This is a genomic window from Pelagibius sp. Alg239-R121 (genome assembly GCF_947331435.1).
In the GTDB taxonomy this organism is placed as follows: Bacteria; Pseudomonadota; Alphaproteobacteria; order Kiloniellales; family Kiloniellaceae; genus Denitrobaculum.
Genome location: NZ_CAMZOF010000015.1, coordinates 70,934 through 96,946 on the forward strand (window position 1 = coordinate 70,934; position 26,013 = coordinate 96,946).

Consider the following 26,013-nt stretch of genomic DNA (forward strand, 5'->3'; position numbering starts at 1 on the left):
ATGAAACGCCTCGAGCTCATCCTCGCACTGTCGTTTTGCCTGCTGTCGCCCCTAGAGGCAGCGGAGCGATTGGTGCCGGCTGAGCCCGGAGCTCTGACGCGGGAACTGGCGCGGGCTGAGGACGGCGACGTCCTCCGGCTTGCGCCAGGCCTGCATTCGGGATCCATCGTCATTGAACGCCCCCTTACTCTGGAAGGCAGCGGTCAAGCGGTGATTGATGGCGAAGGTCAAGGCAGCGTTATAGTTATCACCGCACCCGATGCGGTCGTGCGCGGCTTGGTCATCCAAGGTTCCGGCTCCTCGCACGAAACTATTGATGCGGGCGTGAGTCTCGGAAAAACTGCTCTGCGTGCCGTGGTCGAAGGCAACCGCTTACTGGGCAATCTCTACGGCGTTGACATCCACGGCGCACAAGATGCCCTGGTCGCGAACAACGTAATCGAAGGCCGCCGGGATCACCGGGTCAACGATCGCGGCAACGGCGTCTATGTGTGGAACGCTCCTGGCGCCAGGGTCGAAGGCAACGATGTCCGCTGGGGCCGAGACGGCATCTTTGTCAATACTTCGCGCGAAAATATCTTCAAAAACAACCGCTTCCGCGAACTGCGCTTCGCGATCCACTACATGCATGCCAACGACAGCGAAGTCACCGGCAATATCTCGATCGGGAACGATCTCGGTTATGCGGTGATGTTCTCCAAACGTGTGAAGATCATAGACAACATCTCCATTGGAGACGCCGAGCACGGTGTCATGCTGAACTACGCCAATAGTTCTGAAGTCAGAGGAAACTTAGTTCGCGACGGCGGCAATCGCTGCGCTTTTCTCTACAACGCCCATAAGAACCGGATTGTCGGCAACCGCTTTGAGCGTTGTGCGACCGGCATTCATTTCACTGCAGGCTCCGAGCGCAATGAGATCACCGGGAATGCTTTCATCGGCAACCGCACACAGGTGAAATATGTCGGCTCCCGCTGGCTCGACTGGTCAGCAGGTGGGCGCGGCAATCACTGGAGCGATTTTGCCGCCTACGATCTCAACAGTGACGGCATCGCGGATACCCCCTATCGGCCTAACGACCGTATGGACCATATCCTCTGGACCCAACCGGCAGCAAAACTCCTGCTGGGCACGCCTGCGGTACAGCTTGTGCGTTGGTCGCAATCGGCCTTCCCTGCACTGCTGCCCGGCGGAGTCGTGGACAGCCGCCCCCAGATGCAGCCTGTAGAGATCCCAATTCCCGCATTCAGAGGTGCGTCATGAGTAAAGACGCTGTCCTGCAGGTCGAAAAACTCTGCAAACGCTATGGCAATAGCGATGTGCTCAAAGCCATTAGTCTCAGTGTCAGACCAGGCGAGCGGGTCGCACTACTGGGCCATAACGGTGCAGGCAAGACGACGCTGATGAAACTGATTTTGGGACTAACTACCGCCAGCTCCGGCGAAATATCCGTGGCCGGTTTGGCACCAGGTTCGGTGGAAGCAAGAAGAGCTGTTGCCTACCTGCCTGAAGCCGTCGCTTTCCACCCTGCACTCAATGGCCGGGAGCAACTTAAGCTGTTTGCACGGCTCGCCGGCGAACCAACCCACGTCGTCAACGCACTGCTGGAGCGGGTCGGACTTGACGAAGCAGCGGACCGTCGCATTGGCACCTGGTCGAAGGGCATGCGCCAACGCCTGGGCCTTGCCCAAGTCCTGTTGGGGCGCCCACGCCTCGCCTTGCTTGACGAACCTGCGAGCGGGCTGGATCCAATTTCCCGCCATGATCTCTACAGCATCATCGACGAGATGGCGGCTCAGGGAACGGCGCTGCTGATATCGTCTCATGCCTTGACCGAGGTCGAAGCCCGGACCGACCGCATTGCGATCCTGCGCAAAGGAGAGCTGGTCGCCGATGACACACTGGCGCATTTGAGCCGGCGGGCAGAACTGCCAATCCGGTTGCGGCTGACAGCGAAAGGTGATGCCGCAGCTGAAATTCACGCACGCCTTGGCGGCGCGCGAGTTAACGGCGCTTCGGTTGAGCTGATTTGCCATCCCGATGAAAAGATGGACCGCCTGACGAGAATTGCCGCTCTCGGCGGCCTCGTCGGGGACCTCGAGATGACTCCGCCAAGCCTTGAAGATCTCTATCGGCATTTTTCAGGGAAGGATCGGCCGTGATTAACCGCATTCTAGCAGTGTCGGCAACCGAACTCCGCATCTCCCGACGCAATCTCTGGGTCCTAACGGCCAGCATGATCATGACGTTATTCGCACTGGCGCTGACCTTTGCCGGGGCCGCACCGACCGGTGCGCTAGGGGTTGACTTGCTTACCGTCTCTGTCGCCTCCATGACCACGCTCTCGGTATATCTGGCGCCCCTGCTGGCATTGATGATGGCATTTGATGCCATCGCCGGTGACGTCGAGCGCGGCGGGCTCGCTTTGATGCTGACCTATCCCGTATCCCGCGGCGAGCTGTTGATAGGCAAGTTCTTGGCGCACCTGGGCACGCTTGCCTTTGCAATGACGACTGGCTTCGGTATCGCCGGCATCGCCGCAGCGCTTAGCGGAGGTGCCGGAATCGAGAGCATCGTTGCATTGATTAGGCTGATCGGAACGTCCGTCCTGCTGGGCGGCGCCTTTCTCGCGCTGGGCTACATGGTATCGGCCCTGGCCGGCAGCGCCGCCGGCGCGGCGGGCCTGGCAGCGGGACTTTGGCTCATCTTTGTGGTGCTCTACGACCTCAGTCTTCTGGGCGCGATTGTCTACGATGATGGAGGTTTCTTCACCCGCTCGGTTTTTCCCTGGCTGCTCGCCCTCAACCCCGCCGATGCCTTCCGCCTTTGGAATGTCGCCGCTGCTGAGGGCGTGGCCCTTGCAACCGGTATGACCGGCGCCGCAAACGCGCTCCCCGCCTGGGTCGCACCGGCATCGCTTATTTTATGGCCGCCGCTGGCCCTGGCTTTGGCCCGCGGTGCCTTTGGGAGAGTCGAACCATGAGACGTCGTTTCCTTCTCTCTGTCCTCCTAGCGCCAATCGCACTGGCGGCCTGCCGTGAAGAAGTTGCGGTGATTCCCGACCCGGTCGCGCTGACCGAGAATGCACTCAGCCATTACTGCCAGATGTGGGTGGCGGACCATGGAGGTCCTAAGGCTCAGATACACCTGGAAGGCCTCTCTGAACCCATCTTCTTCGCCCAGGTTCGCGATGCGCTGGCGTATCTGCACAGTCCCGAACGCGACGCCCCTATCACGATCGTCTACGTCAGCGATATGGCGAAGGCGGAAAGCTGGGAAAAACCCGGCTCGGCCAATTGGGTTGCAGCGCGATCAGCCGCCTTTGTGGTCGGCGCGGATATCAAGGGCGGAATGGGCGCGCCCGAAATTGCCCCCTTCGGCAGCGTTACGGCTGCCAAGGATTTTGCAGAGCACCGTGGAGGAACTGTCATGTCGCTGGATGAAATTCCAAGCGAAGCAGTTTTGAACGCCGTCGATTTCGCTCTGCCCGGCGAGAATGAGGCCCAAAGGGAGAGAGTGGAATGAAACCAAAGCTATCCCGTCGCCGCTTCCTGAGCATTTCTGCCGCAGCAGTTGCCTTGCCGCCCTCCGCGCTTGCCGAAATTCCAACAGCAAAGTGGCGCGGAACGGCCCTCGGCGCGAAGGCATCGATGACTCTGGCAGGCTTGGAAGCTGCCGCCGCCCAAGATATTTTTTCGGCTGTACAGTCGGAGGTCGCACGCCTGGAAAGCATTTTCAGCCTCTACCAGGAAGAGTCAGCATTGGTTCGCTTGAATCGTACCGGCGTGCTTGAGGCACCACCCGCCGAGCTGCTTGAGGTCTTGAGTCAGTCGGACACTCTGTATCGGGTCACAGAAAGAGCGTTCGATCCTACCGTGCAGCCGTTATGGCATCTCTATGCGCAACGTGCAGCAGAGGGGAAAAAGCCCAGCCAGAAAGAGCTTTCCCAAGTTCAGCAACGCACCGGCTGGGCCCGGCTTCGCTACAGCGCAAAATCAATAAGTTTCGAGCGCGCCGGCATGGGACTTACCTTTAACGGGATTGCCCAAGGTTACATCGCCGACAAGGTGGCAGCCTTGTTGCGCGCGCAAGGCCTACGCCAGGTGCTGATCGATATGGGGGAAATTGCCGCGGTGGGCAGGCATCCCGACGGACGCCCCTGGCAGGTAGGAATTGCAGCACCAGGCAATGAGGTCCTGCGCCAGCTTCCCTTGGAAGATCGCGCCCTTGCCACCTCCGCACCGCGAGGCACTCTGCTCGATCGCAAAGGGCGTGTCGGACACATTCTTGACCCGCGAAACGGCCAGATCGCCGATAGCTGGAATCTCGTCTCGGTGTCCGCCGAACGTGCAGCAATCGCAGATGGGCTCTCGACCGCTTGCTGCCTGTTGTCTCGCGCAAGCATTGAACGGGTGCTGGCTACACAGCCCGGCGCCAAACTTGAAGCTCTTGTCTGATCTGAAGACCTGAATGGGAGATGTCATGATGATCTTGAAAACCGCTGCCCTGACCGCTCTGCTGGCCGTCCTGGCGGCTCCTGCCTTCGCCGAACCCGACCTTGCGAAAGGCAAAAAGGTGTTTAACAAATGCAAGGCCTGTCACGCGGTGGGCGAAGGCGCAAAGAATAAGGTCGGGCCACCGCTCAACGGAATAATCGACGCCGAGATCGCCTCGGTCGAAGGTTTCAAGTACTCCAAGGCCTTTATTGCGAAAAAAGGCGAAGGCCTGGTTTGGAGCGAAGCCGAACTGGACGCCTACCTGATCAAACCCAAGAAGCACACACCGGGCACTAAGATGAGCTTTGCCGGCCTGCGCAAGGAAGCGGATCGCATAAATGTCATCGCCTACCTCAAGACGTTCGAGTAACACCCTGAAAACACTTTGCGGTGCCGTGCTGCTGTCGCTCATCTTTATGAACCCAGTGGCCGGCGCCGATTTTCACGAGATCTTCGAAACGCGGTGCATGGAATGCCATAACCATGCCGGCGATTTTGCACGCGAGCAGTTGACCATTGTGGATGGCGTTCTGCGTGGGGCAAGCGGACGGGACATAGCGCCCTTTCTTAAGAAGCACGCCGGTGGCCTGTCGCCCGAGGAGACCCTGCTCTTTATCGAAGTGTTCATGCGCCAGATCGAATCCGAAGGCGCGTATCAGGAACGCTGTCTCTTCTGCCACGACACGGCTCGCAAGCTCGCTCTCTCACAGCTTATTCTTCGAGACGGACGGCTGACCGGGCGCTACTCCGAAATTGACATCGCATCATTCCTTCAGGGCCACGCGCGCCTGAGTGAAGGCGAAGCTGCAGAGATGACCGACGCATTGGGCGCCATCCTGCAAGGCGCACGCTGAACGCTGCTTTTGTAAAGTTTACGCAAATACGAAGAGAGTCTCGCCTGCTTGACTTTCGTTAAGGTCGGAACAGAGCTCTCCCGTCATGCTCCCGACACTGGAAACGACTCTCAGAGGGAGAGCGCGATGCGCGAAGTCATGACCAAGTCTATGGCCCGGAATATCTTTTACGGCGGGTCGTTATTTTTTATCGTCATCTTCGTGGGCCTCTCGATCCACAGCCACATTTATATCGTCGAAACCTCGACCAACAAAGCGACCCTGAGCGATAGCGTAGCTATGGGGAAACACGTCTGGGAAGAGAAAGCCTGCATCAACTGCCACACCATTCTCGGTGAGGGTGCCTACTTCGCACCTGAGGTCGGCAACGTGATGACACGCTGGGGCGTGCAGGATGACCCCGAGGCTGCGTTCGAGACGCTGAAGGCCTGGATGGACGGACAGCCCACCGGCATCGAAGGGCGGCGTCAGATGCCGCAATTTAACCTGACAGATGACGAGGTCCGCAACCTGGCAGATTTCCTGCTTTGGACCAATACGATCCGCACGCAGGACTGGCCACCGAACGACGCGGGTTAAGGAGACTCACCCAATGAAATATCAAACGCAAAAAATTGCGCAAGCGTACTTCCTGGTCGCAATGGCGCTCTTCGCGGTGCAAGTTTCCGGCGGCCTTCTTGCCGGCTGGATCTATGTTGCCCCCAACACATTGAGCGAACTCCTGCCCTTCAACATCGTGCGCATGCTGCACACCAACAGCTTGGTCGTCTGGCTGCTTCTTGGCTTCATGGGCGGCGCGTACTTCCTGATCCCGGAAGAGTCCGAACAGGAGATTCACTCGCCCCTGCTGGCTTATCTGACGCTGATAATTATGGTCGTCGGTACTCTGGGCGTCGTCGTGACCTACATTTTCAACCTCTTCGAGGGCAACTTTCTGCTCGGCAAGGAGGGACGCGAGTTTCTCGAGCAGCCGGTCTGGGTCAAAGTCGGCATCGTCGTTGCCGCGCTGATCTTCCTTTACAACATCAGCATGACGATTTTGAAGGGTAAGAAGACCGCCATCACCAACGTATTGCTGATCGGTCTCTGGGGCCTGGCGCTTCTGTTCCTCTTTGCCTTCTACAATCCATCGAACCTTGCGCTCGACAAGCAGTACTGGTGGTACGTGATCCATCTTTGGGTCGAAGGCGTTTGGGAACTGATCATGGCCTCCATCCTGGCCTTCCTGATGCTGAAACTCACCGGCGTGGACCGCGAGATCGTCGAGAAATGGCTCTACGTCATCGTCGCGACAGCGCTTTTCAGCGGCATTCTGGGAACCGGCCACCACTACTACTGGATCGGAACTCCCGGGTACTGGCAATGGATCGGTTCGATCTTCTCGTCGCTCGAAGTCATTCCTTTCTTCGGCATGATGGCCTTTGCCTTCGTCATGGTCTGGAAAGGACGGCGCGATCATCCTAACAAAGCGGCGCTCTTGTGGGCACTCGGCTGTGCGGTGCTGGCCTTCTTCGGTGCCGGTGTCTGGGGCTTCCTGCATACGCTGCACGGGGTGAATTACTACACCCACGGCACACAGATCACAGCGGCTCATGGCCATCTTGCCTTCTTTGGAGCCTATGTCTCCCTGAACCTGGCTGTCTTCACCTACGCCTTCCCGATCCTGAAGAACCGGGATCCCTACAATCAGGTTCTCAATATGGCGTCTTTCTGGCTTATGGCCGGGGGCATGACCTTCATGACCTTTGTGCTGACCTTCGCCGGAATCATTCAGACCCACCTGCAACGGGTCATGGGTGAGAACTTCATGGATGTTCAGGATCAGGTCGCGATCTTCTACATGATGCGCTTCGGTTCAGGTATCGCCGTGGTACTCGGGGCCTTGATCTTCATCTACGCGGTGCTGGTGCCCCGTAAAGAAGTGATCGAACCCGGTCATGTTCAACAGGCTGCCGCGGAGTAAGGGCCATGGAAGGATCCAAAATGATTGACGGATCCACGAAAAAGGAGGGGGCAGCCGCCCCCTTCTACCTGCCTCAAAGCGACGAATGCGAAATTTTCGCGGCGGCGCACAACAACGGCCTGCCTCTGCTGCTTAAAGGACCGACCGGCTGCGGCAAAACCCGATTCGTGGCGTATATGGCCGCGCAGCTCAAGCGGCCGCTTTATACGGTCGCCTGTCATGACGATCTCTCGGCTGCCGATCTGATCGGGCGCTATCTGCTTAAAGGTGGTGAGACGGTCTGGGTCGACGGGCCCCTCACACGTGCCGTTCGCGCCGGTGCCATCTGCTACCTCGACGAGGTGGTGGAAGCCCGCAAGGATGTGACGGTTGTGCTTCATCCGCTGACCGACGACCGGCGGATTCTGCCGATCGATCGTACCGGCGAGGAGTTGGAAGCCGCCTCGGGCTTTATGCTTGTGGCCTCCTATAACCCCGGCTATCAGAACATTCTGAAGACACTGAAGCCTTCCACACGGCAGCGTTTTCTGTCGGTCGAATTCGATTTCCCGGCACCGGAGCAGGAAATCGCGATTGTCGCGGCGGAGAGCGGTCTGAGCGCCGAGCGGGTTGCACCGCTGGTGCGCCTTGCCGGGAAGCTGCGTGGACTGAGAGGTCAGGACCTGGAGGAAGGTGTCTCCACGCGCCTGCTGGTCTACTGCGCGACTCTCATTCATCAGGGTATGCCGGTTGAGCGGGCAATTCTGGCAGCCATGATCGAACCCTTAACGGACGACGAGGATGTAAAACGCGGGCTCCTGGATCTGGTCACCGCCGTCTTTGGGTGAGGTACGCGATGACCGGAATCGCCTTCGAGCCATGGGAACCCGAGGAATCGGTCGGGAAACTGTGGCACGCATTCGCCAGCCGCCTGGATGCGCCGGAGGTGCATGAGGGAGCCGCGGTCGGCCTCGACGAGGTCGGCGGGCGGCTGGCAGTATTTTTTCGTGGACTGGGCGGAGCAAACTCAGTCGAGATCAAGCCGGTTGCGCCGGAATCCAGCCGGCACCGGCTTTCTTTGCGCCGCCGCTTCGGCGCCACTGAAGACCGGGTCTTCAGGTCCAGCTTCGATGGTGAAGCCCTGCGCCTGCCCGCCCGGATCGCCGATTTTCCCCAACGCGAAGCCAACCTCTCCCTCTATTTCTGGCTGACCGCCTGCGCCGCCCATGCGCCTGCCCCCATTACCGAACAAGATCCGCTGTGCACGGATCTTCGGTCTCTGGCCGCTGCCCAAAAGATGACGCGCGACACCCTGGCGGATTGCGACGGGCTGCGCCCCCTTTACAATGATCTGGCGCGGGCCTGCCTGAGTCTGCGCAAAGACCGGAACCTGCCGCCCTGGGAAGCAGCAGTGGAAGCGGTCATCGAGGCCTTGCTCGGCGGCGAAGTAGACCTCGACGCGCGGGCCGCGCAACTGCTGCCGGCGCTGCGTCAGGCTGATGCGGACCTCTCGGGTTATCAGGCCCCGCGCGGTTACCGCCCCTACATGCCGGTCCCGCTCTGGCCCGATCTTCGTCCGCTGGTTCGTTCCGAACGCACGGAGTTGGTGACACCTGAGACGGAAGGTCCGCCGCAGGAAGGCCGCGAAGGTACTTTCCGCGCCCGCCGCAAAAAAGCCGATCAGGCCGAGCGCCGGGACAGCCTTATCCTACACCGCTTTGAAGCCGTTCTGGCTTGGGCCGAGTTTCTTAATCTCAATCGCCGGGTCGAAGACGACGACCTGGACAGCGCGAAAAAAGCCCTCGACGACCAGGATGAGATTGGCCTCGGTCAGATTTCCAAGGCGCCCGCGACACGGCTGAAGCTGCATCTCGATCTGGCCCCTGAAGACGTGAACATTGAACGCCTTTCGGGCAAGTTCATCTATCCGGAATGGGACACGCGCAGCGGCAGTTACCTGGCAGATCATTGCCGTGTTCTGGCCAGCGATGCGCCACCTAGCAGCGAGCCCGCATCCTTTGCCGAGGACCCCCGCGCGCAACGGCGTATCCGCGCGGTCAAGCGCCAGTTCGAAGCTCTGCGCCCGCGCCGCATCGTTTTACCTGCCCAGCCGGATGGCGACGACCTGGACCTCGAGGCGGCGGTGCGCGCGCAGGTCGAGCTGCGCGCCACGGGCCGGGGTTCGAACCGGATCTGGCGCGCCACCCGCCCGGAAGCCCGGGATCTGGCCGTCTCAATTCTGCTCGATGTTTCCCGCTCCACCGAAAGCGCTGTCACCGGACGCGCGGTCATCGATATTGAGCGCGAGGCTCTGACCGCCCTCGCCTGGGGCCTGACGGCCTGCGGCGACGACTGCGCGATCCACGCCTTTTCCTCGCTGCGCCGGGACAGGGTCTATCTGCGGCGCTGCAAGGATTTCAGCGATCCCATGAGTGCGAATATCGAAGCGCGGATTGCGGGCCTGCGGCCGGGTTTCTACACGCGGCTCGGCGCAGCCGTCCGCCATGTCTCGGCGGATCTTGCCAAACAATCCCGCCAGCGCCGGTTGCTGCTGGTAATCACCGACGGCAAGCCCAATGACCTGGACCACTACGAAGGACAGCACGGCATTGAAGATAGCCGTATGGCGATCCGTGAAGCGCGCCGCGCCGGGCAGGCGGTGTTCGGCGTGACCGTGGATGCCAAGGGCAAGTCCTGGTTTTCGCGGATCTTCGGGCGAGGCGGTTTCGCCGTCATTCCTGATCCAGACCGGCTGACATCGGCTCTACCGGAAGTCTACCGGCATCTGGTCGGGGCATGACCGAAACGCACGAAGACGATCTCCTGGCTGAGTTGCCGGGCGATCTGATGATGTGGGTGCTAATCGTCAGCGAACTGCTGGTTTTCGGTGCCGGTCTCGCCGCCTTTCTGGCCGTACGCATCGGCGACTCACCAGGTTTCGCCGCAGCGCAAGATCACCTGGACCGTGCTGCGGGCGGACTCAACACAGCTGTCTTGGTAACCAGCGGGCTTTGCGCAGCGCTGGCCAATCGGCAACGCCGTGCAGGCGAACGCCGGGCAGCCCGGCTCTGGCTCGCGGCAGCCGGGGCCCTCGGTTGCCTCTTTCTTTGGGTCAAAGCGATTGAATACATCGATAAGGTGGCCGCCGGGATCGGCACCGAAACTCATCCCTTCTTCACCTTCTACTACCTGCTAACGGGATTTCATGCGGCGCATGTCGTGGCCGGCATCGTAATTTTGGGTCTGATCGCCTGGCAGGACAGCCCACGCAATTTGGAAACCGGCACGGCCTTTTGGCACATGGTCGATCTGATCTGGATTCTGCTGTTTCCCGTAATCTATCTGTTGAGGTGACGATGTCGCTATTGCACGACAGACTCATAAGGAGTTGGGCTTGGCTCTTGATCATGAGCCTTGCCAGCACGGTTGCCGCCTTCTCGGTTTCTGCCGGGCTGGCCGGTCCTTTCGCTGGCAGCGTGATTCTTCTCCTGGCGTACCTGAAAGCGAGGGTCGTTCTCGCTCAATATCTGGGTCTGTCCGCAGCGCCGTTTTGGTATCGCGGTTTCAAGCTCGTGATCGGCGGCTACATGCTGCTGCTCCTGTCCCTTTACGTAATCCCCAACCTGTGATGCGGTCAGACGGCCAGCGCCGGCGCCAGCTCCTCAGGTAAATCGAATTCCGCTGCAACGCGTGCCCGTCCTTCAGCCGACATCTTGCGGGCCGTCTTTGAAACAATACGGAAAATTTGCTCGGATTCCCGGCCTTCAGCGAAAGCGGCGAAGTACCAGCGCAGGAACACCAAGCAGATCACGTCTTCGAGCATTTGAACCTCGGAATCGCCCTTAAGATTCTCCTTTTTTAGCAGGCTTACGACCCGGGCGCGTTCATCGCCATGGTATCCGGCCGCAGCCATAAGTCCGGCCAGGCGGGCACCATGACCAGCAGCTTGTGCCTTACGCCAGGCAAAATAACCCGCGCGGCCCTCTGGATAGGCGTCACGCGGTGTTTTCCAGCGTTCGATGTGCTGACCACGTGCGGCAACTTGCAAGACTTCCGAGGCTTGTGGGCAGATCCGCCCCAACTCCGAAGACATCCGACGGCCGTAGAGAAGCGCTGCTGGCCGCAGGTCTGCTCCGTCTTCTTCCAGAGTGGGGTCGGCCGAGTTTGCATCGTCAATGGCACTGAAAACTGCTGTGAGTCGTTTCGTCACTGTGCACGGCTCCAGGCCGTTGCACGATCTTCCTCGACGTAGGCGCGAAGGCGCGCCACATCTGAAATGGCGGCATGGTTCTGAGTGATCTTCACACCTGTTCCTCGCAAACGGGCAAAAGCACGCGACAAGCTTTCCGGTTTCATGCCAAGCCGGCCGGCTATCAGCACCTTGTCGTAGGGTAGTGTGACCGCACAAGGCCCCTCCGGTACTGGGCACAGTTCGAGCAGGAATTCCGCCACCCTCTGCGCACCGGTTTGCGCGGTCAGTTGCTCGATCTGACCGACGAGGGCATGAAGGTGCTTGAAGGTCGAAGCCAAAATTGCGGTGCAAACCTCTGGCCGCGATCTCATCATATCCAGGATGATGGAAGCGCGGACCTGCATCACACGACAGTCGGTCACAGCCTCGGCGGCCACCGGGTAAACGTCATTTCGGAACGCGACGGCCTCGCCGAAACTCCGCCCCTTTGTAAAGACGCCAACCACCGCTTCGGCACCATTTTGAGACACTCTGAAGAGCTTTACCCAACCCTCCAGAACAATGAAGACATGATCCGCGGGCTCGCCCTGCAAAAATATCGTGGCGCCGCGATCATAGTTCCTGATCTCTGAGCGCGACAGAATCGTCTCGGCAACATCCTCTGGAACGCTGGCTAAAAGTACGGATCCCCTTGCGATCCGGCCATCATCGTATCGCTGCATAACTCACCCCGTATGTCAGTGTGAGACAATCCTATCTTAAGGCACAGCTTACCTCATTGAGGTGTGTCAACTGAGCGTCGAAAAAACATTGGAGTTACGGGCGAAATTCGGTATTACGGGCGAAATTTATGTGGCTCTCCAGTCTGAGTACTGCTGTTTGAGCTGCCACGGACCCTTTCCGCGCGTTCGCGATCATTTTACCTCCCAGAGCAGTGTTTTTTTGCATTATCGCGAAATCAAAGCCGTGCGTGAAATGATGCCATTTATTCTCGGCCGAGGATAAAATCGCACGAGCAGGGACTGGCTGGGCAATTCGACCCATTCTATTTCGAGGTCTACCAATCCGCAAAACCCCTTGAGTGCAGTCCGCAGCCTTACATCATACGAACACAATGTAGGTCGAAACGACCACAACGACGATAACCATACCGGCGGGCTTCGCGAGCGACCATCCGGCCAGGTCAACCGCGCCCGTATCTTTCAGCACGAAGGGTTCCTCGCGCGGGCTTGAGCGGCCGATCGCCAGCATGATCAGCGTGTTCAGCACGAACAGTATCGCCATGACGTGCAGAAAATGCGGGTATCCGTCGGCGCCGATCAGAGGTTTCAAAATAAACTGGCTGAAGATGTAGAGGCCAACGCCCGAAGCGAGAGCTATCTTCGCCGCCCGCGCCGGGACGTACTTGGTGAGATAACCCACGACAACGATCGTCAGGATCGGGATCGAGTAGGCACCGTTGACCTCTTGAAGATACCCAAACAAACCACTCGGCGCGTTGGCGATGAAAGGCGCGACGAACATCGAGAGAAGCGCAAGCAAAACTCCGAACTTCTTGCCGGCACGCACCGTCTCAGTGTCGGTGGCATCGTGCTTGATATGCGCTCGATAGATATCGACACCAAAGAGTGTGACCGAGCTGTTGAGCGCGGAATTGAACGAACTGAGGATCGCACCGAACAAAACCGCGGCAAAGAACCCGAGCAGCCAATTTGGGAGAACCGTCGAAACCAGTTTTGGGTAAGCGGTATCGGCGACCTCAAGTCCTCCTTCGAAGATCTGGTAGGCAATGATGCCGGGCAGGACGACAATCAAAGGACCGGCAATTTTCAGGCATGCTGCAAGTAGCAGACCCTTCTGCCCCTCCTTCAGGTTGGTCGCAGCAAAAGCGCGCTGAATGATCGCCTGGTTGGTCCCCCAATAGAACAGCTGTACGAGCATCATTCCTGTGAAAATGGTCGCCAGAGGGATCGACGATTGAGATCCGCCTGCTGCTATGAACTTGTCTGGGTTGTTTTCGACCAGCGACGAAAGACCGTCGAGAATACTACCGTCGCCGATATAGGCGAGACCGAAGGCGGGCACCAGCAGTCCGCCGGTGAAAAGGCCAACGGCATTGATCGTGTCGGATACGGCGACAGCCTTGAGTCCGCCGAAAATGGCGTAGATTGAGCCAATGATCCCAACCGCCCAAACCGTCAACCATAGCGCCGTGGTATCACTTACGCCGAGTGCTTCCGGCACGTTGAATATCGAACTGAGCGCCAGCGAGCCTGAATAGAGAACTATGGGCAAAAGCACGATCACGTACCCCGAGAGAAACAATGCTGAGGTAATGGTCCTGACTTGCCGGTCGTAACGGTCGTGCAAAAATTGCGGAATGGTCGAAATGCCGCCTTTAAGGTATCTCGGAAGCAAAAACAGGGCGGTAACCACCATCGCGATCGCAGCCAGCGTTTCCCAGGCCATCACGACAAGGCCCTCGTTGTAGGCTTGACCGGTCAAGCCTACAATTTGCTCGGTCGAGAGATTCGTGAGAAGCAGGGACCCCGCGATCACCGGCGCTGTCAACGATCGGCCGCCAAGGAAGTAGCCATCCGAATGCTCTTCGTCAGTACCTTTCGTCCAAAAATACGATAAAATACCAACCAGCGCCGTAAATCCGACGAACGTTACTACCGTGAGAACACTCATGGCGTGATCACTCCCCTCGACATTTTTTATCTCCCATACGGGATTTCTTTAATCGTATTGGATCGCAACCGCATTAATGTCCATATGAATGTTGATGCAGCATAAGTATGCAGCCGATGTACTTATGCCGCCGCTCGCTTAACCGCGTCGGACGGCGTGGTTTTTGGAAGAAAAACTCAATCTGTCTCAATCGGTTGAATTCTAATTCACGCTTGAACGACAGCGCCGGCTGGACAAAGACATTGATTGTCGAATGCCTTCACCGTCATGAACCGAGCAAGAGAAAACTGGTCGCTCACAACGAGCGATTTCAGATCGGGTTCGCTCGTCGATGGCCTCTTCAGAGCACAGACAGTTTAGCGCCACTGCCGCGCTGGTTTCTTTGTGCCGGCTCCAGCAGGGAAGCAAACTTCCGTTAAACGTAATGAGTCTCCGGATGCGATCCGGATCTCTCCGGTCACAGCATTCAGTATCGGAATCGGAAGTTCGAACCTGACGCGGCATGTAGACTCCATCAACATTGGCGCACAATTTGCGCATACGAAACCCTCAACATCCCGCGCACCTCAATACGCGAGATATCACACGTCCTGGACGCACATCGATAATGTCGCTGTCTTAAACAGTCAGAGCTGAAATGCCTCATTCATGGTCGGGTATCGCGTCAATTCCGCGGTACAGAAAGCCGGTCAATGCGGTTTTGGAAGCTGTCAATATCGATCATTCCTAGGTCCGTGACGATTTCATCGGCGAGCTCCAAATTGCCCGAGTCACGATTGTCGTCAACGCCGACACAGTAGAAACCCCCACGCTTCGCAGCTAGAACGCCGGAAGCCGCGTCCTCGAAAACAACGCATTCTGGAACCGATAGACCAAGCTTTTCGGCGGCACTGAGAAATATTTCCGCGTCCGGTTTACCTTTTTTAACATCGTCACCTCCGATGACCACGGCGAACGCATCCGAGATTCCCGCCTTTTTCAAAATGTAGCGGACGTTCACGCTACTTGATGCCGCTGCGAGCAAAAGGCCACGTGCTTCGCACTGCCGAATGAACCGAACCGACGTTTCAAAGGTTTTGAAACACCCTTGTTCGATGAGCTCAAGATAATACTGATTTTTGAGTTCCGCAGCCTGGGTCACCTTTTCCGGGGGCGCATCGCGCATGACAGCCTGCGCTCCCTCCAACCTTCGAAGCCCGTCAACCTGCTCGCGATATTCCCTCGGCCCGAACGGATAACCGTACTCTTCAAACATACGTTGCCAAGCCGAGAAATGTGCCGGCACAGTGTCAACGAGGACACCATCCAGATCAAAGATAAGACCTTTGAGAGCCATTTGGCATAAACCTTCTCTGAGGGGGAAATCAGCCGCTGGTTCGCATCCCAACGCCATACAAAAAATACCGGCGCCGCAACAAGCCGTCAAAGAAACAGAATATGCATAAAAATCTCGCATAAATATTTTGATGAAGCTATCCAATTGAGATAGGTTGATTTTTCCGACTCGGTGATCGAGAGAGCGATGAAAATCAAAGATCTATCCCTAGACGAGCGCGCCCAGCGGGTCGCCTATCTGCGCGCGCGACATAACATGTCTCAGACGGAGATCGGCCGTGCGCTGGGCGGCTTATCGCAGTCGCATGTCTCGCGACTGCTCACGCACGCGGAAAAGAAACGCTACCTGGTCATCGAACAGCATCTCGATGAGGACAAGATCCCGCCCGAAACGCTCCGGGAGATGAGCGAGTTGTTGTCGCCGCCAGGCTTGAGTCGCGCGCTGGAAGACTTCGCAAGCGCTACCGGTGTGCGTATTCCCAGCGTCCGGGTATTCGACAGCGGTCCGGGTACCACGCCGGACGCCATGCGCATTCGCCGCAATCGCTTTGCGCGTACCGCGTCCGGACGGCTTGACGAGCTCCTACAGGGGGCACAGGTGGTCGGCGTCGCGTGGGGGCGGACGATCCGGGCGCTGGTGGATGGGCTCGCATCGATGCGTAGAGTCAATCATGATGACAATAGCGTTCAGTTTGTTCCGGTGTGCGCTGAATTGGTGGCCCTGATCCAAAAGGGCTATTCGTCGAGTCGTCTCGCGGAACTGCTTGACGACGCTTATAACCACGGACGCGGCGATCCAATCCAGATGACGGGCTTTCCGGCTTACATCCCGCGCCACTACGACGAAGAAGCGCAAGCCTCGATCAGGCGGTTCGTTTCGGACTCTCCCAATTACGGCAGGGTCTTCACGGGTTCCGAACCACTGGTGGATCAGATGGATACCCTGATCACAAGCGTCGGGTCCTCTCGGGCACCTGTTCTTGGCAGTACCGCTGAACTCGTACTGGCAGGCGGAATCGCAGAAAAACGTTTACGCGAATTGGTGGTTGGCGATCTTGGTGGCATTCTCATTCCGAAACCAACATTGCGGGAAAACGAAACGCGCCTGGTGACCGAACTCAATGCGATGTGGACAGGTATAAAAATCGAGCATGTCAAAGCAATCGCTGAACGTGCGGCGGGCGCCTCGTCGCATACTGGCGTGATCGTGGTGGCGCTTGGCGCACAGAGGGGCGAGATGCTCTTTGAGGTCGTTCGCAACGAGTTGACCAACGAATTGATCCTCGACACCGACGCCGCCGACAAGCTGGAACAGCTTATTACCAACGAGCTGGCATAGGTCGCGGTCAAGCATCCATTCGACAGATCAAAGAGACACGACTCTTTCCTGTCCCCCTATCAGCGTCATAGTCTGACTTGAAACCTCAATTGTTTCTTTGTGATCCGGGCTTGACGCAAGGAGGAACCGGGCCTGTTCATGAGCGATCGAGACCTTGAGCCGGTGGCCTTTCCATCGGATTTTGAAGCAAAGCTCCTTCCAATGCTTTGGAAGCCAGGGCTTGAAAGTCATTCTCCCCTGATGCACACGGAACCCGCCGAACCCGCACACCAATGACTGCCATGTTCCACCTGCCGAAGCGATATGGATTCCATCCTGCGTGTTCCCCTGATTGTTCACGAGGTCCACGAAAGCCGAGCGGGCGAAGTAGCGGTGAGCCGACGACATGTCGCCAACCTCGATTCCCATGATCGCATGTATCGCTGGGCTTAAGGATGACTTGTGCATTGTCCTGGCCTCATAGAATTCGAAGTTCGCTCGTTTTTCTTCGGCGGTGAATTCATCCGGCAACAGATAAGTGAGCATGACCACATCCGGTTGCTTCAACAGCATCGTGTTATTCAGCGTGAAATGGTCATGGCCGGCTGGATAGCGCGGCATCCCGTTCTCGTCCCATTCTGCAATCGGGAGATCTTCGAGTTGGAAGTACCCGGCAAACTGCTCAATGAGATTTCGAGCTGGATCGAAAGGGATGCGAATCAATCCCGCAACCTTGCACCAATGATCGACCTCTGACTTGCACAGACCGAGTTTCGCTACCAGGGCAGAAAAGGCTTCCGTGTTTCGAACCAAGAGCTTCGAATAGGTCTCTGCCGCCTGCATAAGATGCCACTGCGCCATCCGGTTGGTGAAGGTGTTGTCGTCGACATGCTCGTGGAATTCGTCCGGGCCGATTACACGATTTAATTCGTAACAGCCATCAGCATCGTTGAACTCCAGACGGCTAACCCAGAAGCGGCTTGTCTGAAAGAGAATTTCAGCCCCGTACCTGCACATGAAATCCCAATCGCCGGTCGCAGCAACGTAAGTCAGAACACCGTAAGCAACGTCGGCGGTAACGTGGATCTCCTCTTCACCTGTCCAGATACGGTGCGCACCCTCGGCAGTCCACTTCGGCGTAGTTTCTGCACCAGTGTCTGCTGACTCCCAGGCGTACTGTGCGCCTGCGAAGCCGTTATCCCGGGCATTTTGTATCGCACCGGGCAGAGTGTGATAGCGGTATCCTAGGAGGGCTTTTGCGGTCTCGGGTTGTGTGTAGATGTAAAAGGGCAGGAGAAATATCTCGGTATCCCAGAAGACGTGCCCTTTATAACCTTCTCCTGACATCGACTTCGCGCCGATGTTGACTCGCGGGTCCTTTTCATTGGCAGCGATCAGCAGGTGATAGATGTTAAAACGCGCAGCCCGGGTTGCCTCGACATCACCAACGATGACGCAGTCGCTATCATCCCATTTCCAGAGCCAAGCTTTGACGCTGTCGTTTAGACAATCGTCGAAGCCTTTTCCCCGCGCCGTTTCCAGCTTGGCCAAACAAGCGCCCTGTAGCTTCGTTCTGCTTAGATCGCGGGAGGTAAAAATAGCGGCTAACTTGTCAAACCTGCATATCTGGCCGCGCTTGCCTTCGACCTCAAGAGTCTGCGCCACATACTCATATTTGCGCAAACCGCGACCAGGTGTGCCGTCTCCCGAAAAGTCCAGAGCGGCAGCGCATCCGATCGAAATTTCGCTATCAAGGGTCACCGTCTCAAGATAAGCCAGCTCTTGGTTGGCAATTCCGGCCATGACCTTTTGGTGGCGACTCTTGGCCCATTTTTCCCACTTCACTTCACTGTGGAAATCCATCGCCTCCGTGTAGACCGGCAAGCGATCCAGATTGTATCTCTCGCCCTCGATCGCACTCTCGACTGAGAGAGTTGCATCATAGTTCTCAAGGGTAATCTCAAGCCGAATGCCACAGAGATGCTGATCGGCGAAACTACAGAACCGCAAGCTCTCTAACCGGGTACGTCGGCCTTCACCATCTTCCAGAAGCGTATTTCGGTAGAGCAGGCCTTGCCGCAGGTCCAAGGCGCGGCTGTGCTCGACAACTTTGCAGTTCCGAACATCGAGGTGACAGCCGTCCACAGTTACGGATAACGGCAACCAGGAGGGAGCGTTTACGAGGTCGATCACCGATGAGTCGTGATGATCGTAGACACCGGCGAGATAGGTTCCGGACAATTCGCCCTTATGCCCTTCTTCCAGCGAGCCGCGTGTTCCCTGATACCCATTTCCGATCGTAAAGATCGTCTCGTGAAAGTTGGCTTTTTCGGGATCGAACCCCGTTTCCTCTACCAGCCAGTCGTCACTGCTCAATTGCGCTCGCATGGCTTGGTCCCGTTTCTTACTTGCCGTAGGTTTCGGCAATCTGGCGTTCGGTTTCTTCGAGGTTCCGATAGACGGCCAACTCATTACTGCTGCAGCGCTGAGCGCCCGCGGCATTGCCGTATTGGCAGGCCTGCACATAATCGCTGGTCTTGAGGTATCCAAAGGCAAGGCCGCCGGCAAAGGAGTCACCACACCCGGTCGTGTCGACGACATGCTCGACAGGGACGCGTTTAACCAGGTGCTCCTGCATTCGGCCGTTATTGTCTTTGAAGTAAACCACACAACCATGCTGATCGAGCGTGACGTAAAGTGCCTTCACGCCACCATCGAGGCAGTGCCGGGCGAACTTAGGCAATTCGTCCATCGTCAACTCGCCGACGGCCTCCAGACGACCGGGTTCATACTCGCCGGAAAACCAACTGCAGCTCGCCTCTTCCAGGTTCATTTTGAGCAGATCGATGTAGGGCAACCAGCGATCTCGGTCGACCCAGAACTTATGAAACCGGTCACCATGTTGCGAACAGCCACTCGTCGGGCCGTGGGCGTCGAAAACAATCACACCACCGCTGTTCGTCTTAATGTACCGGAGTGTTTCGAGTGGAACTTCGAAATCAGTGATGGGAACGAAGACGAAGGCGTCGCAGTGCATCAGCCCCTGGAGGTCCTCCGGCAGAACCGGGTTCATGAAACCGGTCTGTTTCTCGATACGCTTGTTTTGATCCACATAGGTCAGATTGATGACGTCTCCCTGGTCGGCCTCAGCCGTAACACGACTGACATCCATATGCGGAAACCCGGATAGCAGACTTCGGATTTTCTCGAGATCCACGTATCGCACATGACTTATGGGCGTGATCGTCGAACCAATGGGCGCAAGCGTCGAGAGAACGGCAGCCGTATAAAGGGCACAGCCATATTTCTCTACAGTTTCTCCATGATGAGTCGTGATCCGGTCACGCGGGATTGGGCCGACAACGGCTACATTCATTTTTTCCAGCATGTCTTTGCCTGTCCTGCAATCGGCCCTTTGCGGACGCATTTTTCTGCCACGGAGTTGTGTAGATCGCGTTTCGTCACACCCTCCCCGTGCCGGCACATCTATCTAGAGCTTTTCCCTGATTTTGCATCGCGGCGATATTTCAGATCCGTTTTGCAGAACGATACTTTCCGCCCTGGCTCATATCCATAAAAATATCAATTCAGCATATTCATGCCGAACCCGCGCAGAGGTGGAATGATGAAGAGTGCGCTTTCAGCAAACGATCGATCCCGACTTGAAACAGAGGCGATCTCAACCACCTGATCCGACCGGTCATGCTGTGAGCATACGGTTATTTGGCCTGACCTGCACGGCGATCGCCCCGCGTTTATGCGGGGTTTGTGTATTTATTGATTTTGCTTGTGTTTGGTTGCGGGGGCAGGATACCAACGATACTTACGAAACCTGTTTTCTGCGATTGCCTGAATTCCAACGTCATCATGCACCTTTGGTCTCGGAGCCCTTCCCCAAGCTCGCCTTTGCTCCCAGCAATGCTCATCGCCGAAGCGGAACTACTTCACCACTGACACTCCAACAACGGCCGTAGAGTTCTCAAACCACGACAAGCGGTCGTTCGTTGACGCTGCAGCGAACGACCACTTTGAGCCCCTTCAAGTCCTCCGGTGCGGTGCGCTGATCTCGAAACTCGGGCGGGAAGCGGAAGTTCGCTACATGTGCGAGCCAGTCATACAGTAAAGTTGAAAGCGGACATTCAGACGTCCCCAAAACTGGTCTTTCTCCGCGCCGCCGCATTACCGCTACGGGGCGACTTAAGGTCGGCCCGTCAACTCAGATCTCGACAGCATCCGCGATTGCGAGTGCGTCCTCAAGTTCGACGCCAAGATATCTCACAGTGCTGTCCATCTTCGTGTGGCCGAGTAACAACTGGACGGCTCGAAGATTCTCCGTCTTTCGATAGATCTGGGCGACCTTAGTTCTGCGCATCGAATGCGTACCGTAAGCACTTGGGCCAAGGCCGATCGATTGAACCCAGTCTCGCACCCGCCGGGCGTACTGCCGTGTCGAGATATGTAGAGTGTCATGAAATCGGCCCGGCCACAGATGCTCCTGTCCAATCATCCTTTGGTCATCCAACCAGTCCTCGAGGGACTTTCTAGTACCTTCCGTAAGCTCGAAGCGCACAGGCTTCTGCGTCTTATATTGCAGAATCGACGTTCGCTCTTTGACTTGGCCAGCGGCGTAAACATCGGTGACCTTGAGACGAACGAGATCGCAACCCCTTAACTTGCTGTCGATGGCGGTGTTAAAGAGGGCAAGGTCTCGTCGGTTTTCTGCGATCTCCAGACGCACACGGATGGCCCAAACGTGCTTTTGCAGGAGTGGGCGTTTCTGGCCGACGATGCGGCCTCTGTTCCAGGCTGGTCGTTGCGGGCGAATTGCAGGCAGATTTGTAATTTGCATGGCGTATCCTACATTCCGCCACGCCCTGCCACATCGCTAACCCGAGGTTGCGAGCTGACTATAGTGCATTTTAGAGTAATCCATCCGCGGACAACCTGGATGATGGACGGAATCTCGTTCCAGAATGGCGATCCATCAGGTGCGGCGAAGAGGCGCCAAGCAGTTTTTGACGTAAGACTGCACTTGGTCTTTTGGGCCGCTGCTTTTACCTGGAAAGCAGCAGGGGTATCCCTGATGTCTCGCAGATATTCGCGGTATTCTACCAGTAAGAGAGGCGATCAGAATGAGTTCGCGCGTTTTCATTATGGCACCAGATCGCCGTACCGGAATCGTTCGCTTGGGCGCTTTCAAAAACCCCGAACAATAGCGGTTTCATTGGCCCCTCCGGCCTGCCGCGGCAATCAGGATTGGTCTTGTGCGACCTGCATATCAATCAGACTCGGCAACTTCTCAAAATGATCAAATGAAGCAGCGTGGGTGAGCTGATCGATCGGCGTCTTGCGATAGCCGTTGGCGAATAATAGAAATGGAATCGATGCGCGTTCTGCCGTTTCCGCGTCGACCTCGCTATCTCCCACGTAAAGCGCTGGTTTACCGCCAAGCCGTTCGATCGCAAATTCAAGGGGCTCGGGGTGTGGCTTGCGATTTTTCAGACTGTCCCCGGCAACAATCGTGTTGAAGTCGTCGTATAGCTTCAGGTGTTGAAGGACCGCGATACAGGGTCCCATCGGCTTGTTTGTGCAGACAGCCAAACCGTAGCCTCTTTCTTTCAGTGCATGAAGTGCCCCGGTCACACCCGCATAAACCTCGGTGAACTCATAGGCGCTCTGATAGGCCGCCATGAAAGTCGCTAGATGGGCGGCCTGATCTTGGACCGGTATATTGCGCGCCACGCACATCTTTTCGACAAACACACTTGCCCCGTTACCGATAAAGGAGCGTGTTTCTTCGATCGAGAGAAGCGGACAGCCGGCTGCTGTGAGGATCTGGTTAGCGATATGCTGCAAGTCCGGCGCGCTGTCGATCAAGGTCCCATCAAGGTCGAAGACGACTGATACCATTCTCCAGGGCCTTTTGCTGTTTAGCGCAGACATAGACGGAACAAGATCATCGTCTCCAGGCGGATTGCATTTGATTTGCTCATTCCCGTTTTGACCCCGACATTGTTTGAGAAGACGGACCGGACAGGTCACCGTACAAGTGCAGCATCGCGGTACAATCTTGCTCGGCACGTCCCCAGGGAAAAGACAGTGCGAAAATCTGCTGAGCAGCCGATCCAAGTGGTGTCGGCGCCCCAGCCGACTGGGCAAGGGCGAGACCAAGCCCAATGTCTTTCAATCCAAGGCGGAGAGGGAAATCAGGGCTGACATCTCCCTTCAAAACCTTTTTGGGGAAATTGGTGTTGATCTGTCCGCGTCCTGCCGGTGTGCTTTGTAAGACATGAACGGTCTGTGTCAGGTCCAGATCCAACATACGTGCAAGGTTCAGCGCCTCGGCCGTCATGACCATGCCCACCATGCTCATATAATTGTTGACCAGTTTCAGCTTCAGGCCGGCGCCCAAAGGCCCGGCATGAATGACTTCTTGTCCAAGGCATTCCAAAACACACGAGACTTCTGCGATGTCTTCCTTGCTGCCCCCGGCCATCACCAAAAGCTGGCCGGCTTGAGCTTCTTTCGGCGAGCGGCCTACCGGCGCATCCATCAAACGGACCTCATGGGCTGCGAGGTCGGAGGCAAGGTCAAGCAAGGCCGGTACCGACCCGGTACTCATATCGATAACGATCGTACCGGGCCGTAGAGTTTCTATCGCGCTCTGCGAACCAAAAATCGCGTCCCGGACATGGCGGCTTTCTGGGAGCATGGTGATAATGGCCGTTGCACCTTGCGCTGCATCCGCAGGTGAACTCGCTACCCGGCAATTGGAAACCGCGTCAAAACGAGCGCAGGCCTTAGAGCTGATATCATAGACCGCCAGGTCGAAACCGGCCAAGGCGAGCCTCAGCGCCATGGGCGCACCCATCGTCCCTAAGCCAATAAATGCAAGTTTCATAGTTTTTCCTGCAGCAACTTTCGCGTCGCCAGGTCAAATCAAAAGACTCTCCAGGTCCGGCAATTCAAGAGCGGACGCCCCTTCACCCAATTCGGAAACGACCTTGGTTGCCGCGCGGAAATCCTCCTGTTCGGTATAAGAGGATTTTGTCACAAGACATCGAATGCCGGCGGCATCGGCCGCAGTGAGGCCGATATGACTGTCCTCGACGACGAGGCATTTCGCAGGGTCGAGTTGAAGCCGGTTCACGGCCATGAGGTAAATTTCCGGATCAGGCTTCTTTGCCTTGACCATGTCGCCGGCAAAGACGGTGACATGGGGCGCAACATCGGCCCCGAGCAGGACGTCAACGATGCTTTGGACCGCGCGCTCGTTGGAAGTTGAGCACACCGCGATGGTGACGCCTGCATCAATGGCCTCGCGCATGATGCGTGCAATTCCTGGCCTAAGGGGCAGTTTGCCGTCCGCGATCAAGGCCATGAACAAATCTGTCTTCAGCTTATGGAGGTCCTTGATGAAGCCATCACGATCGCGCTCGGCAACCGGCCAGCCGGTCTCATCGAAGTGGCGCCGCATCCGTTCCTTACCGCCGGCCGTGTGGAGTAATTCGCCATAGCGTTCAGGAGACCAGGAAACCTTAAGGTCTTTTTTGGCAAAGGCTTCATTGAAGGCGACCCGGTGTCCGTCTCGTTCGGTATCGACCAGAACGCCGTCACAATCAAAGAGCAGGGCCTGCAGCCGTCCCATCAGGCTTTTCCTTGCGAGCCGAAGAGCGCAATCATTTCTTTGACGCCCTTTTTCATGAGCTCGTACTGAGCTTCAATGAAGGGAATTGGCTCTCCCAGGTCAGGCTTCTGCTTTCTAAGATCGGCGAAACCGTCGATGAATTGCAGCTTGTGCATCGTTGAAATATTCACCTTCGCGCAACCGGACTGGATGCATCGGCTGAACTGCTCGGTGCTTAACCCGGTACCGCCATGCAGTGCGATTGGAATGTCGACCGATGAAGTAATTTCTGCCAGCCTGTCGTAGGCAATCTTCGGCTTACCCTTGTACACACCATGGGCTGTACCGATAGCCGGAGCGAACACCGCCAGGTCCGGGAAGTGCTGACAGAACTCTACACACTCGTCGACGGCGGCAAGAATCGCCTCGTCTTCCGCCACGAACTTGTCATCCTCCGTGCCACCAATCGCTCCAATTTCGGCTTCAAGGCCGACACCTGCCGCCATCGTCAGTTCATAAGCCAATTTTGTTTGGCTGATGTTCTCTTGAAATGGCAAGGCGGAGCCGTCAAACATGACGGACGTCCATCCGGCATCGATACAGCGCCGAATGACACCCAGGTCCTTGCAATGATCAAGGTGGAGTGCAACAGGTACGTCGACGCTGTCAGAAAGGCTTCTCACCCAATCCGCGATGGGCTTAAACCCCCACAGTCTGATCGTTTTCACGGACAGTTGGACAATGATCGGCGCGCTCATCTCCTGCGCCCCGTCCACCACGGCACGCGCACTATTATAGTCAATTACATTGAAGGCCGCGATGCCATACTTCTCGGACCGGGCTTGTTTCAGCATCGGTTTCATCGGCGAAATCGCCATTTTGTGCCTCCGTCAACAGGTCATGGTCTCGGCCCCAACTGACGAGGCCAATCCTGGATTTGCATTAACGACTCGGTGAGCATGTGGGCCGGTAAACCTCTACCGGCCCACAGCAGCTTCAGATCAGCGTTTCGGACCCGAGCGCCGGGTTGAAGAGGCGCATTTCGCCATTGGCCTTGGCAGCATTATCGAAGTCAGTACCGTTTGGTGCTGAGACGATCTCTAGCTGAAGCCCCCAGGGCGCCATGAAGTAACACCAGGTCAGACCGATATTTGGCCCTTCTTCATAGGAGGTAGGCTCGCCCAGGACTTCGACATCGTTTTCCTTCAGGAAGGCGATTGCGGCATCCATGTCATCGACATAAAACGCCAGGTGATGGCCTCCGACATCGCTGTTCTTGGGGGGTGTGTCGTTCTGATCCGGTGAGACATATTCGAAAATCTCGAGATTGGTGCCGTTACCAATCCGCATGTAGCGAAACTCGGTGATAACCGAGCGTGGGTGCACGCGCAGGTGCTCCGTCATCCAGTCGCTGTCATCAACGCGAAAATTGGTAGCTGCGGTATAGAGTGTGACGCCTCCAAGAATTCTCTCGAAAAAGTCACAAGCTTCGTTGATATCCGGCACTGTGAAGCCGATGTGCTCCATCCCGCGCATTCCTGGCATAGGCATTTTC

At 57.0% G+C, this 26,013-nt stretch carries 26 protein-coding genes; 14 read left to right on the forward strand and 12 right to left on the reverse strand.

All coding sequences use genetic code 11. The annotated features are described in order from the left end of the window. The 13 genes from QMZ18_RS34245 to QMZ18_RS34305 all read left to right on the forward strand — a co-directional run bounded on the left by QMZ18_RS34245 (position 1) and on the right by QMZ18_RS34305 (position 10,921). Positions 1-1,263 (forward strand): nitrous oxide reductase family maturation protein NosD, encoded by a 1,263-nt coding sequence (locus tag QMZ18_RS34245; protein ID WP_282610945.1) that lies wholly within the window; start codon positions 1-3, stop codon positions 1,261-1,263. Next, positions 1,260-2,162 carry an ABC transporter ATP-binding protein gene (locus QMZ18_RS34250; RefSeq protein ID WP_282610946.1) on the forward strand — a complete coding sequence of 301 codons (903 nt, stop codon included), beginning with the start codon at positions 1,260-1,262 and terminating at the stop codon, positions 2,160-2,162. Before QMZ18_RS34245 ends, QMZ18_RS34250 begins: the two co-directional genes overlap by 4 nt. After that, positions 2,159-2,983 (forward strand): ABC transporter permease, encoded by an 825-nt coding sequence (locus QMZ18_RS34255; RefSeq protein ID WP_282610947.1) that lies wholly within the window; start codon positions 2,159-2,161, stop codon positions 2,981-2,983. Before QMZ18_RS34250 ends, QMZ18_RS34255 begins: the two co-directional genes overlap by 4 nt. Next, complete coding sequence (locus tag QMZ18_RS34260; protein ID WP_282610948.1) at positions 2,980-3,525, forward strand: nitrous oxide reductase accessory protein NosL; 546 nt, start codon at positions 2,980-2,982, stop codon at positions 3,523-3,525. Before QMZ18_RS34255 ends, QMZ18_RS34260 begins: the two co-directional genes overlap by 4 nt. Beyond that, entirely contained in the window at positions 3,522-4,457 is a 936-nt protein-coding gene (locus QMZ18_RS34265) for an FAD:protein FMN transferase (protein WP_282610949.1), read from the forward strand. The genes QMZ18_RS34260 and QMZ18_RS34265 overlap by 4 nt, the downstream gene beginning before the upstream one ends. A 25-nt stretch (positions 4,458-4,482) precedes the next feature. Continuing rightward, a complete protein-coding gene (locus QMZ18_RS34270) occupies positions 4,483-4,866 on the forward strand; it encodes a cytochrome c family protein (RefSeq protein WP_282610950.1) in 384 nt (127 codons plus the stop codon). Continuing rightward, positions 4,835-5,350 carry a hypothetical protein gene (locus QMZ18_RS34275; protein WP_282610951.1) on the forward strand — a complete coding sequence of 172 codons (516 nt, stop codon included), beginning with the start codon at positions 4,835-4,837 and terminating at the stop codon, positions 5,348-5,350. Before QMZ18_RS34270 ends, QMZ18_RS34275 begins: the two co-directional genes overlap by 32 nt. A 126-nt stretch (positions 5,351-5,476) precedes the next feature. Continuing rightward, on the forward strand, positions 5,477-5,929 hold the full coding sequence (locus QMZ18_RS34280) for a cytochrome c (RefSeq protein WP_282610952.1): 453 nt from the start codon (positions 5,477-5,479) through the stop codon (positions 5,927-5,929). A 13-nt stretch (positions 5,930-5,942) separates the two neighbouring features. Then, complete coding sequence (locus QMZ18_RS34285; protein ID WP_282610953.1) at positions 5,943-7,313, forward strand: cbb3-type cytochrome c oxidase subunit I; 1,371 nt, start codon at positions 5,943-5,945, stop codon at positions 7,311-7,313. A gap of 5 nt (positions 7,314-7,318) precedes the next feature. Then, positions 7,319-8,140 carry a CbbQ/NirQ/NorQ/GpvN family protein gene (locus tag QMZ18_RS34290; RefSeq protein ID WP_282610954.1) on the forward strand — a complete coding sequence of 274 codons (822 nt, stop codon included), beginning with the start codon at positions 7,319-7,321 and terminating at the stop codon, positions 8,138-8,140. Positions 8,141-8,148: 8 nt separating this feature from the next. Next, on the forward strand, positions 8,149-10,092 hold the full coding sequence (locus tag QMZ18_RS34295) for a nitric oxide reductase activation protein NorD (protein WP_282610955.1): 1,944 nt from the start codon (positions 8,149-8,151) through the stop codon (positions 10,090-10,092). Further along, a complete protein-coding gene (locus tag QMZ18_RS34300; protein WP_282610956.1) occupies positions 10,089-10,646 on the forward strand; it encodes a cytochrome c oxidase subunit 3 in 558 nt (185 codons plus the stop codon). Before QMZ18_RS34295 ends, QMZ18_RS34300 begins: the two co-directional genes overlap by 4 nt. 53 nt (positions 10,647-10,699) lie before the next feature. Then, positions 10,700-10,921, forward strand: a complete 222-nt coding sequence (locus QMZ18_RS34305; RefSeq protein ID WP_282610957.1) for a hypothetical protein — start codon at positions 10,700-10,702, stop codon at positions 10,919-10,921. Between the two features lie 5 nt (positions 10,922-10,926). On the opposite strand, the gene QMZ18_RS34310 is transcribed toward QMZ18_RS34305, so the two are convergent. The 4 genes from QMZ18_RS34310 to QMZ18_RS34325 form a co-directional block, all read right to left on the reverse strand. Next, entirely contained in the window at positions 10,927-11,502 is a 576-nt protein-coding gene (locus tag QMZ18_RS34310) for a DUF4202 domain-containing protein (RefSeq protein WP_282610958.1), read from the reverse strand. Further along, positions 11,499-12,206: a Crp/Fnr family transcriptional regulator gene (locus tag QMZ18_RS34315; protein ID WP_282610959.1), complete on the reverse strand. Its 708-nt coding sequence runs from the start codon at positions 12,204-12,206 to the stop codon at positions 11,499-11,501. Before QMZ18_RS34315 ends, QMZ18_RS34310 begins: the two co-directional genes overlap by 4 nt. Positions 12,207-12,585: 379 nt before the next feature. Further along, complete coding sequence (locus tag QMZ18_RS34320) at positions 12,586-14,178, reverse strand: solute:sodium symporter family transporter (RefSeq protein ID WP_282610960.1); 1,593 nt, start codon at positions 14,176-14,178, stop codon at positions 12,586-12,588. Between the two features lie 664 nt (positions 14,179-14,842). Then, complete coding sequence (locus QMZ18_RS34325) at positions 14,843-15,658, reverse strand: HAD family phosphatase (RefSeq protein ID WP_282610961.1); 816 nt, start codon at positions 15,656-15,658, stop codon at positions 14,843-14,845. 42 nt (positions 15,659-15,700) lie between these two features. On the opposite strand from QMZ18_RS34325, the gene QMZ18_RS34330 reads away from it, so the two are divergent. Further along, positions 15,701-16,852: a sugar-binding domain-containing protein gene (locus QMZ18_RS34330; RefSeq protein ID WP_282610962.1), complete on the forward strand. Its 1,152-nt coding sequence runs from the start codon at positions 15,701-15,703 to the stop codon at positions 16,850-16,852. A 27-nt stretch (positions 16,853-16,879) separates the two neighbouring features. Here QMZ18_RS34330 and QMZ18_RS34335 read toward each other — a convergent pair whose 3' ends face one another. The 8 genes from QMZ18_RS34335 to QMZ18_RS34370 form a co-directional block, all read right to left on the reverse strand. Further along, entirely contained in the window at positions 16,880-19,219 is a 2,340-nt protein-coding gene (locus QMZ18_RS34335) for a glycoside hydrolase family 65 protein (RefSeq protein ID WP_282610963.1), read from the reverse strand. A 16-nt stretch (positions 19,220-19,235) separates the two neighbouring features. Then, complete coding sequence (locus tag QMZ18_RS34340) at positions 19,236-20,219, reverse strand: carbohydrate kinase family protein (protein WP_282610964.1); 984 nt, start codon at positions 20,217-20,219, stop codon at positions 19,236-19,238. An 828-nt stretch (positions 20,220-21,047) separates the two neighbouring features. Beyond that, entirely contained in the window at positions 21,048-21,680 is a 633-nt protein-coding gene (locus tag QMZ18_RS34345; RefSeq protein ID WP_282610965.1) for a tyrosine-type recombinase/integrase, read from the reverse strand. A gap of 401 nt (positions 21,681-22,081) precedes the next feature. Further along, positions 22,082-22,741, reverse strand: coding sequence for a phosphoglycolate phosphatase (gph, locus tag QMZ18_RS34350; protein WP_282610966.1), 660 nt, complete (start codon positions 22,739-22,741; stop codon positions 22,082-22,084). Between the two features lie 79 nt (positions 22,742-22,820). After that, a complete protein-coding gene (locus tag QMZ18_RS34355) occupies positions 22,821-23,732 on the reverse strand; it encodes an NAD(P)-dependent oxidoreductase (RefSeq protein WP_282610967.1) in 912 nt (303 codons plus the stop codon). Between the two features lie 33 nt (positions 23,733-23,765). Further along, complete coding sequence (locus QMZ18_RS34360; RefSeq protein ID WP_282610968.1) at positions 23,766-24,479, reverse strand: HAD-IA family hydrolase; 714 nt, start codon at positions 24,477-24,479, stop codon at positions 23,766-23,768. Next, positions 24,479-25,336 (reverse strand): class II fructose-bisphosphate aldolase, encoded by an 858-nt coding sequence (locus tag QMZ18_RS34365; RefSeq protein ID WP_282610969.1) that lies wholly within the window; start codon positions 25,334-25,336, stop codon positions 24,479-24,481. The genes QMZ18_RS34360 and QMZ18_RS34365 overlap by 1 nt, the downstream gene beginning before the upstream one ends. 118 nt (positions 25,337-25,454) lie before the next feature. After that, positions 25,455-26,009 carry a VOC family protein gene (locus QMZ18_RS34370; protein ID WP_282610970.1) on the reverse strand — a complete coding sequence of 185 codons (555 nt, stop codon included), beginning with the start codon at positions 26,007-26,009 and terminating at the stop codon, positions 25,455-25,457. Between the last annotated feature and the right edge of the window lie 4 nt (positions 26,010-26,013).

Excerpts from the sequence above, each read along its gene's own strand:
- gph (WP_282610966.1), bottom strand. The coding sequence starts at position 22,741 with ATGGTATCAGTCGTCTTCGACCTTGATGGGACCTTGATCGACAGCGCG.
- QMZ18_RS34330 (WP_282610962.1), top strand. The coding sequence starts at position 15,701 with ATGAAAATCAAAGATCTATCCCTAGACGAGCGCGCCCAGCGGGTCGCC.
- QMZ18_RS34265 (WP_282610949.1), top strand. The coding sequence starts at position 3,522 with ATGAAACCAAAGCTATCCCGTCGCCGCTTCCTGAGCATTTCTGCCGCA.
- QMZ18_RS34250 (WP_282610946.1), top strand. The coding sequence starts at position 1,260 with ATGAGTAAAGACGCTGTCCTGCAGGTCGAAAAACTCTGCAAACGCTAT.
- QMZ18_RS34360 (WP_282610968.1), bottom strand. The coding sequence starts at position 24,479 with ATGGGACGGCTGCAGGCCCTGCTCTTTGATTGTGACGGCGTTCTGGTC.
- QMZ18_RS34245 (WP_282610945.1), top strand. The coding sequence starts at position 1 with ATGAAACGCCTCGAGCTCATCCTCGCACTGTCGTTTTGCCTGCTGTCG.
- QMZ18_RS34370 (WP_282610970.1), bottom strand. The coding sequence starts at position 26,009 with ATGCCTATGCCAGGAATGCGCGGGATGGAGCACATCGGCTTCACAGTG.
- QMZ18_RS34295 (WP_282610955.1), top strand. The coding sequence starts at position 8,149 with ATGACCGGAATCGCCTTCGAGCCATGGGAACCCGAGGAATCGGTCGGG.
- QMZ18_RS34315 (WP_282610959.1), bottom strand. The coding sequence starts at position 12,206 with ATGCAGCGATACGATGATGGCCGGATCGCAAGGGGATCCGTACTTTTA.
- QMZ18_RS34290 (WP_282610954.1), top strand. The coding sequence starts at position 7,319 with ATGGAAGGATCCAAAATGATTGACGGATCCACGAAAAAGGAGGGGGCA.
- QMZ18_RS34340 (WP_282610964.1), bottom strand. The coding sequence starts at position 20,219 with ATGCTGGAAAAAATGAATGTAGCCGTTGTCGGCCCAATCCCGCGTGAC.
- QMZ18_RS34365 (WP_282610969.1), bottom strand. The coding sequence starts at position 25,336 with ATGGCGATTTCGCCGATGAAACCGATGCTGAAACAAGCCCGGTCCGAG.
- QMZ18_RS34300 (WP_282610956.1), top strand. The coding sequence starts at position 10,089 with ATGACCGAAACGCACGAAGACGATCTCCTGGCTGAGTTGCCGGGCGAT.
- QMZ18_RS34275 (WP_282610951.1), top strand. The coding sequence starts at position 4,835 with ATGTCATCGCCTACCTCAAGACGTTCGAGTAACACCCTGAAAACACTT.
- QMZ18_RS34335 (WP_282610963.1), bottom strand. The coding sequence starts at position 19,219 with ATGCGAGCGCAATTGAGCAGTGACGACTGGCTGGTAGAGGAAACGGGG.
- QMZ18_RS34280 (WP_282610952.1), top strand. The coding sequence starts at position 5,477 with ATGCGCGAAGTCATGACCAAGTCTATGGCCCGGAATATCTTTTACGGC.
- QMZ18_RS34285 (WP_282610953.1), top strand. The coding sequence starts at position 5,943 with ATGAAATATCAAACGCAAAAAATTGCGCAAGCGTACTTCCTGGTCGCA.
- QMZ18_RS34270 (WP_282610950.1), top strand. The coding sequence starts at position 4,483 with ATGATGATCTTGAAAACCGCTGCCCTGACCGCTCTGCTGGCCGTCCTG.
- QMZ18_RS34355 (WP_282610967.1), bottom strand. The coding sequence starts at position 23,732 with ATGAAACTTGCATTTATTGGCTTAGGGACGATGGGTGCGCCCATGGCG.
- QMZ18_RS34260 (WP_282610948.1), top strand. The coding sequence starts at position 2,980 with ATGAGACGTCGTTTCCTTCTCTCTGTCCTCCTAGCGCCAATCGCACTG.
- QMZ18_RS34305 (WP_282610957.1), top strand. The coding sequence starts at position 10,700 with ATGAGCCTTGCCAGCACGGTTGCCGCCTTCTCGGTTTCTGCCGGGCTG.
- QMZ18_RS34345 (WP_282610965.1), bottom strand. The coding sequence starts at position 21,680 with ATGCAAATTACAAATCTGCCTGCAATTCGCCCGCAACGACCAGCCTGG.
- QMZ18_RS34320 (WP_282610960.1), bottom strand. The coding sequence starts at position 14,178 with ATGAGTGTTCTCACGGTAGTAACGTTCGTCGGATTTACGGCGCTGGTT.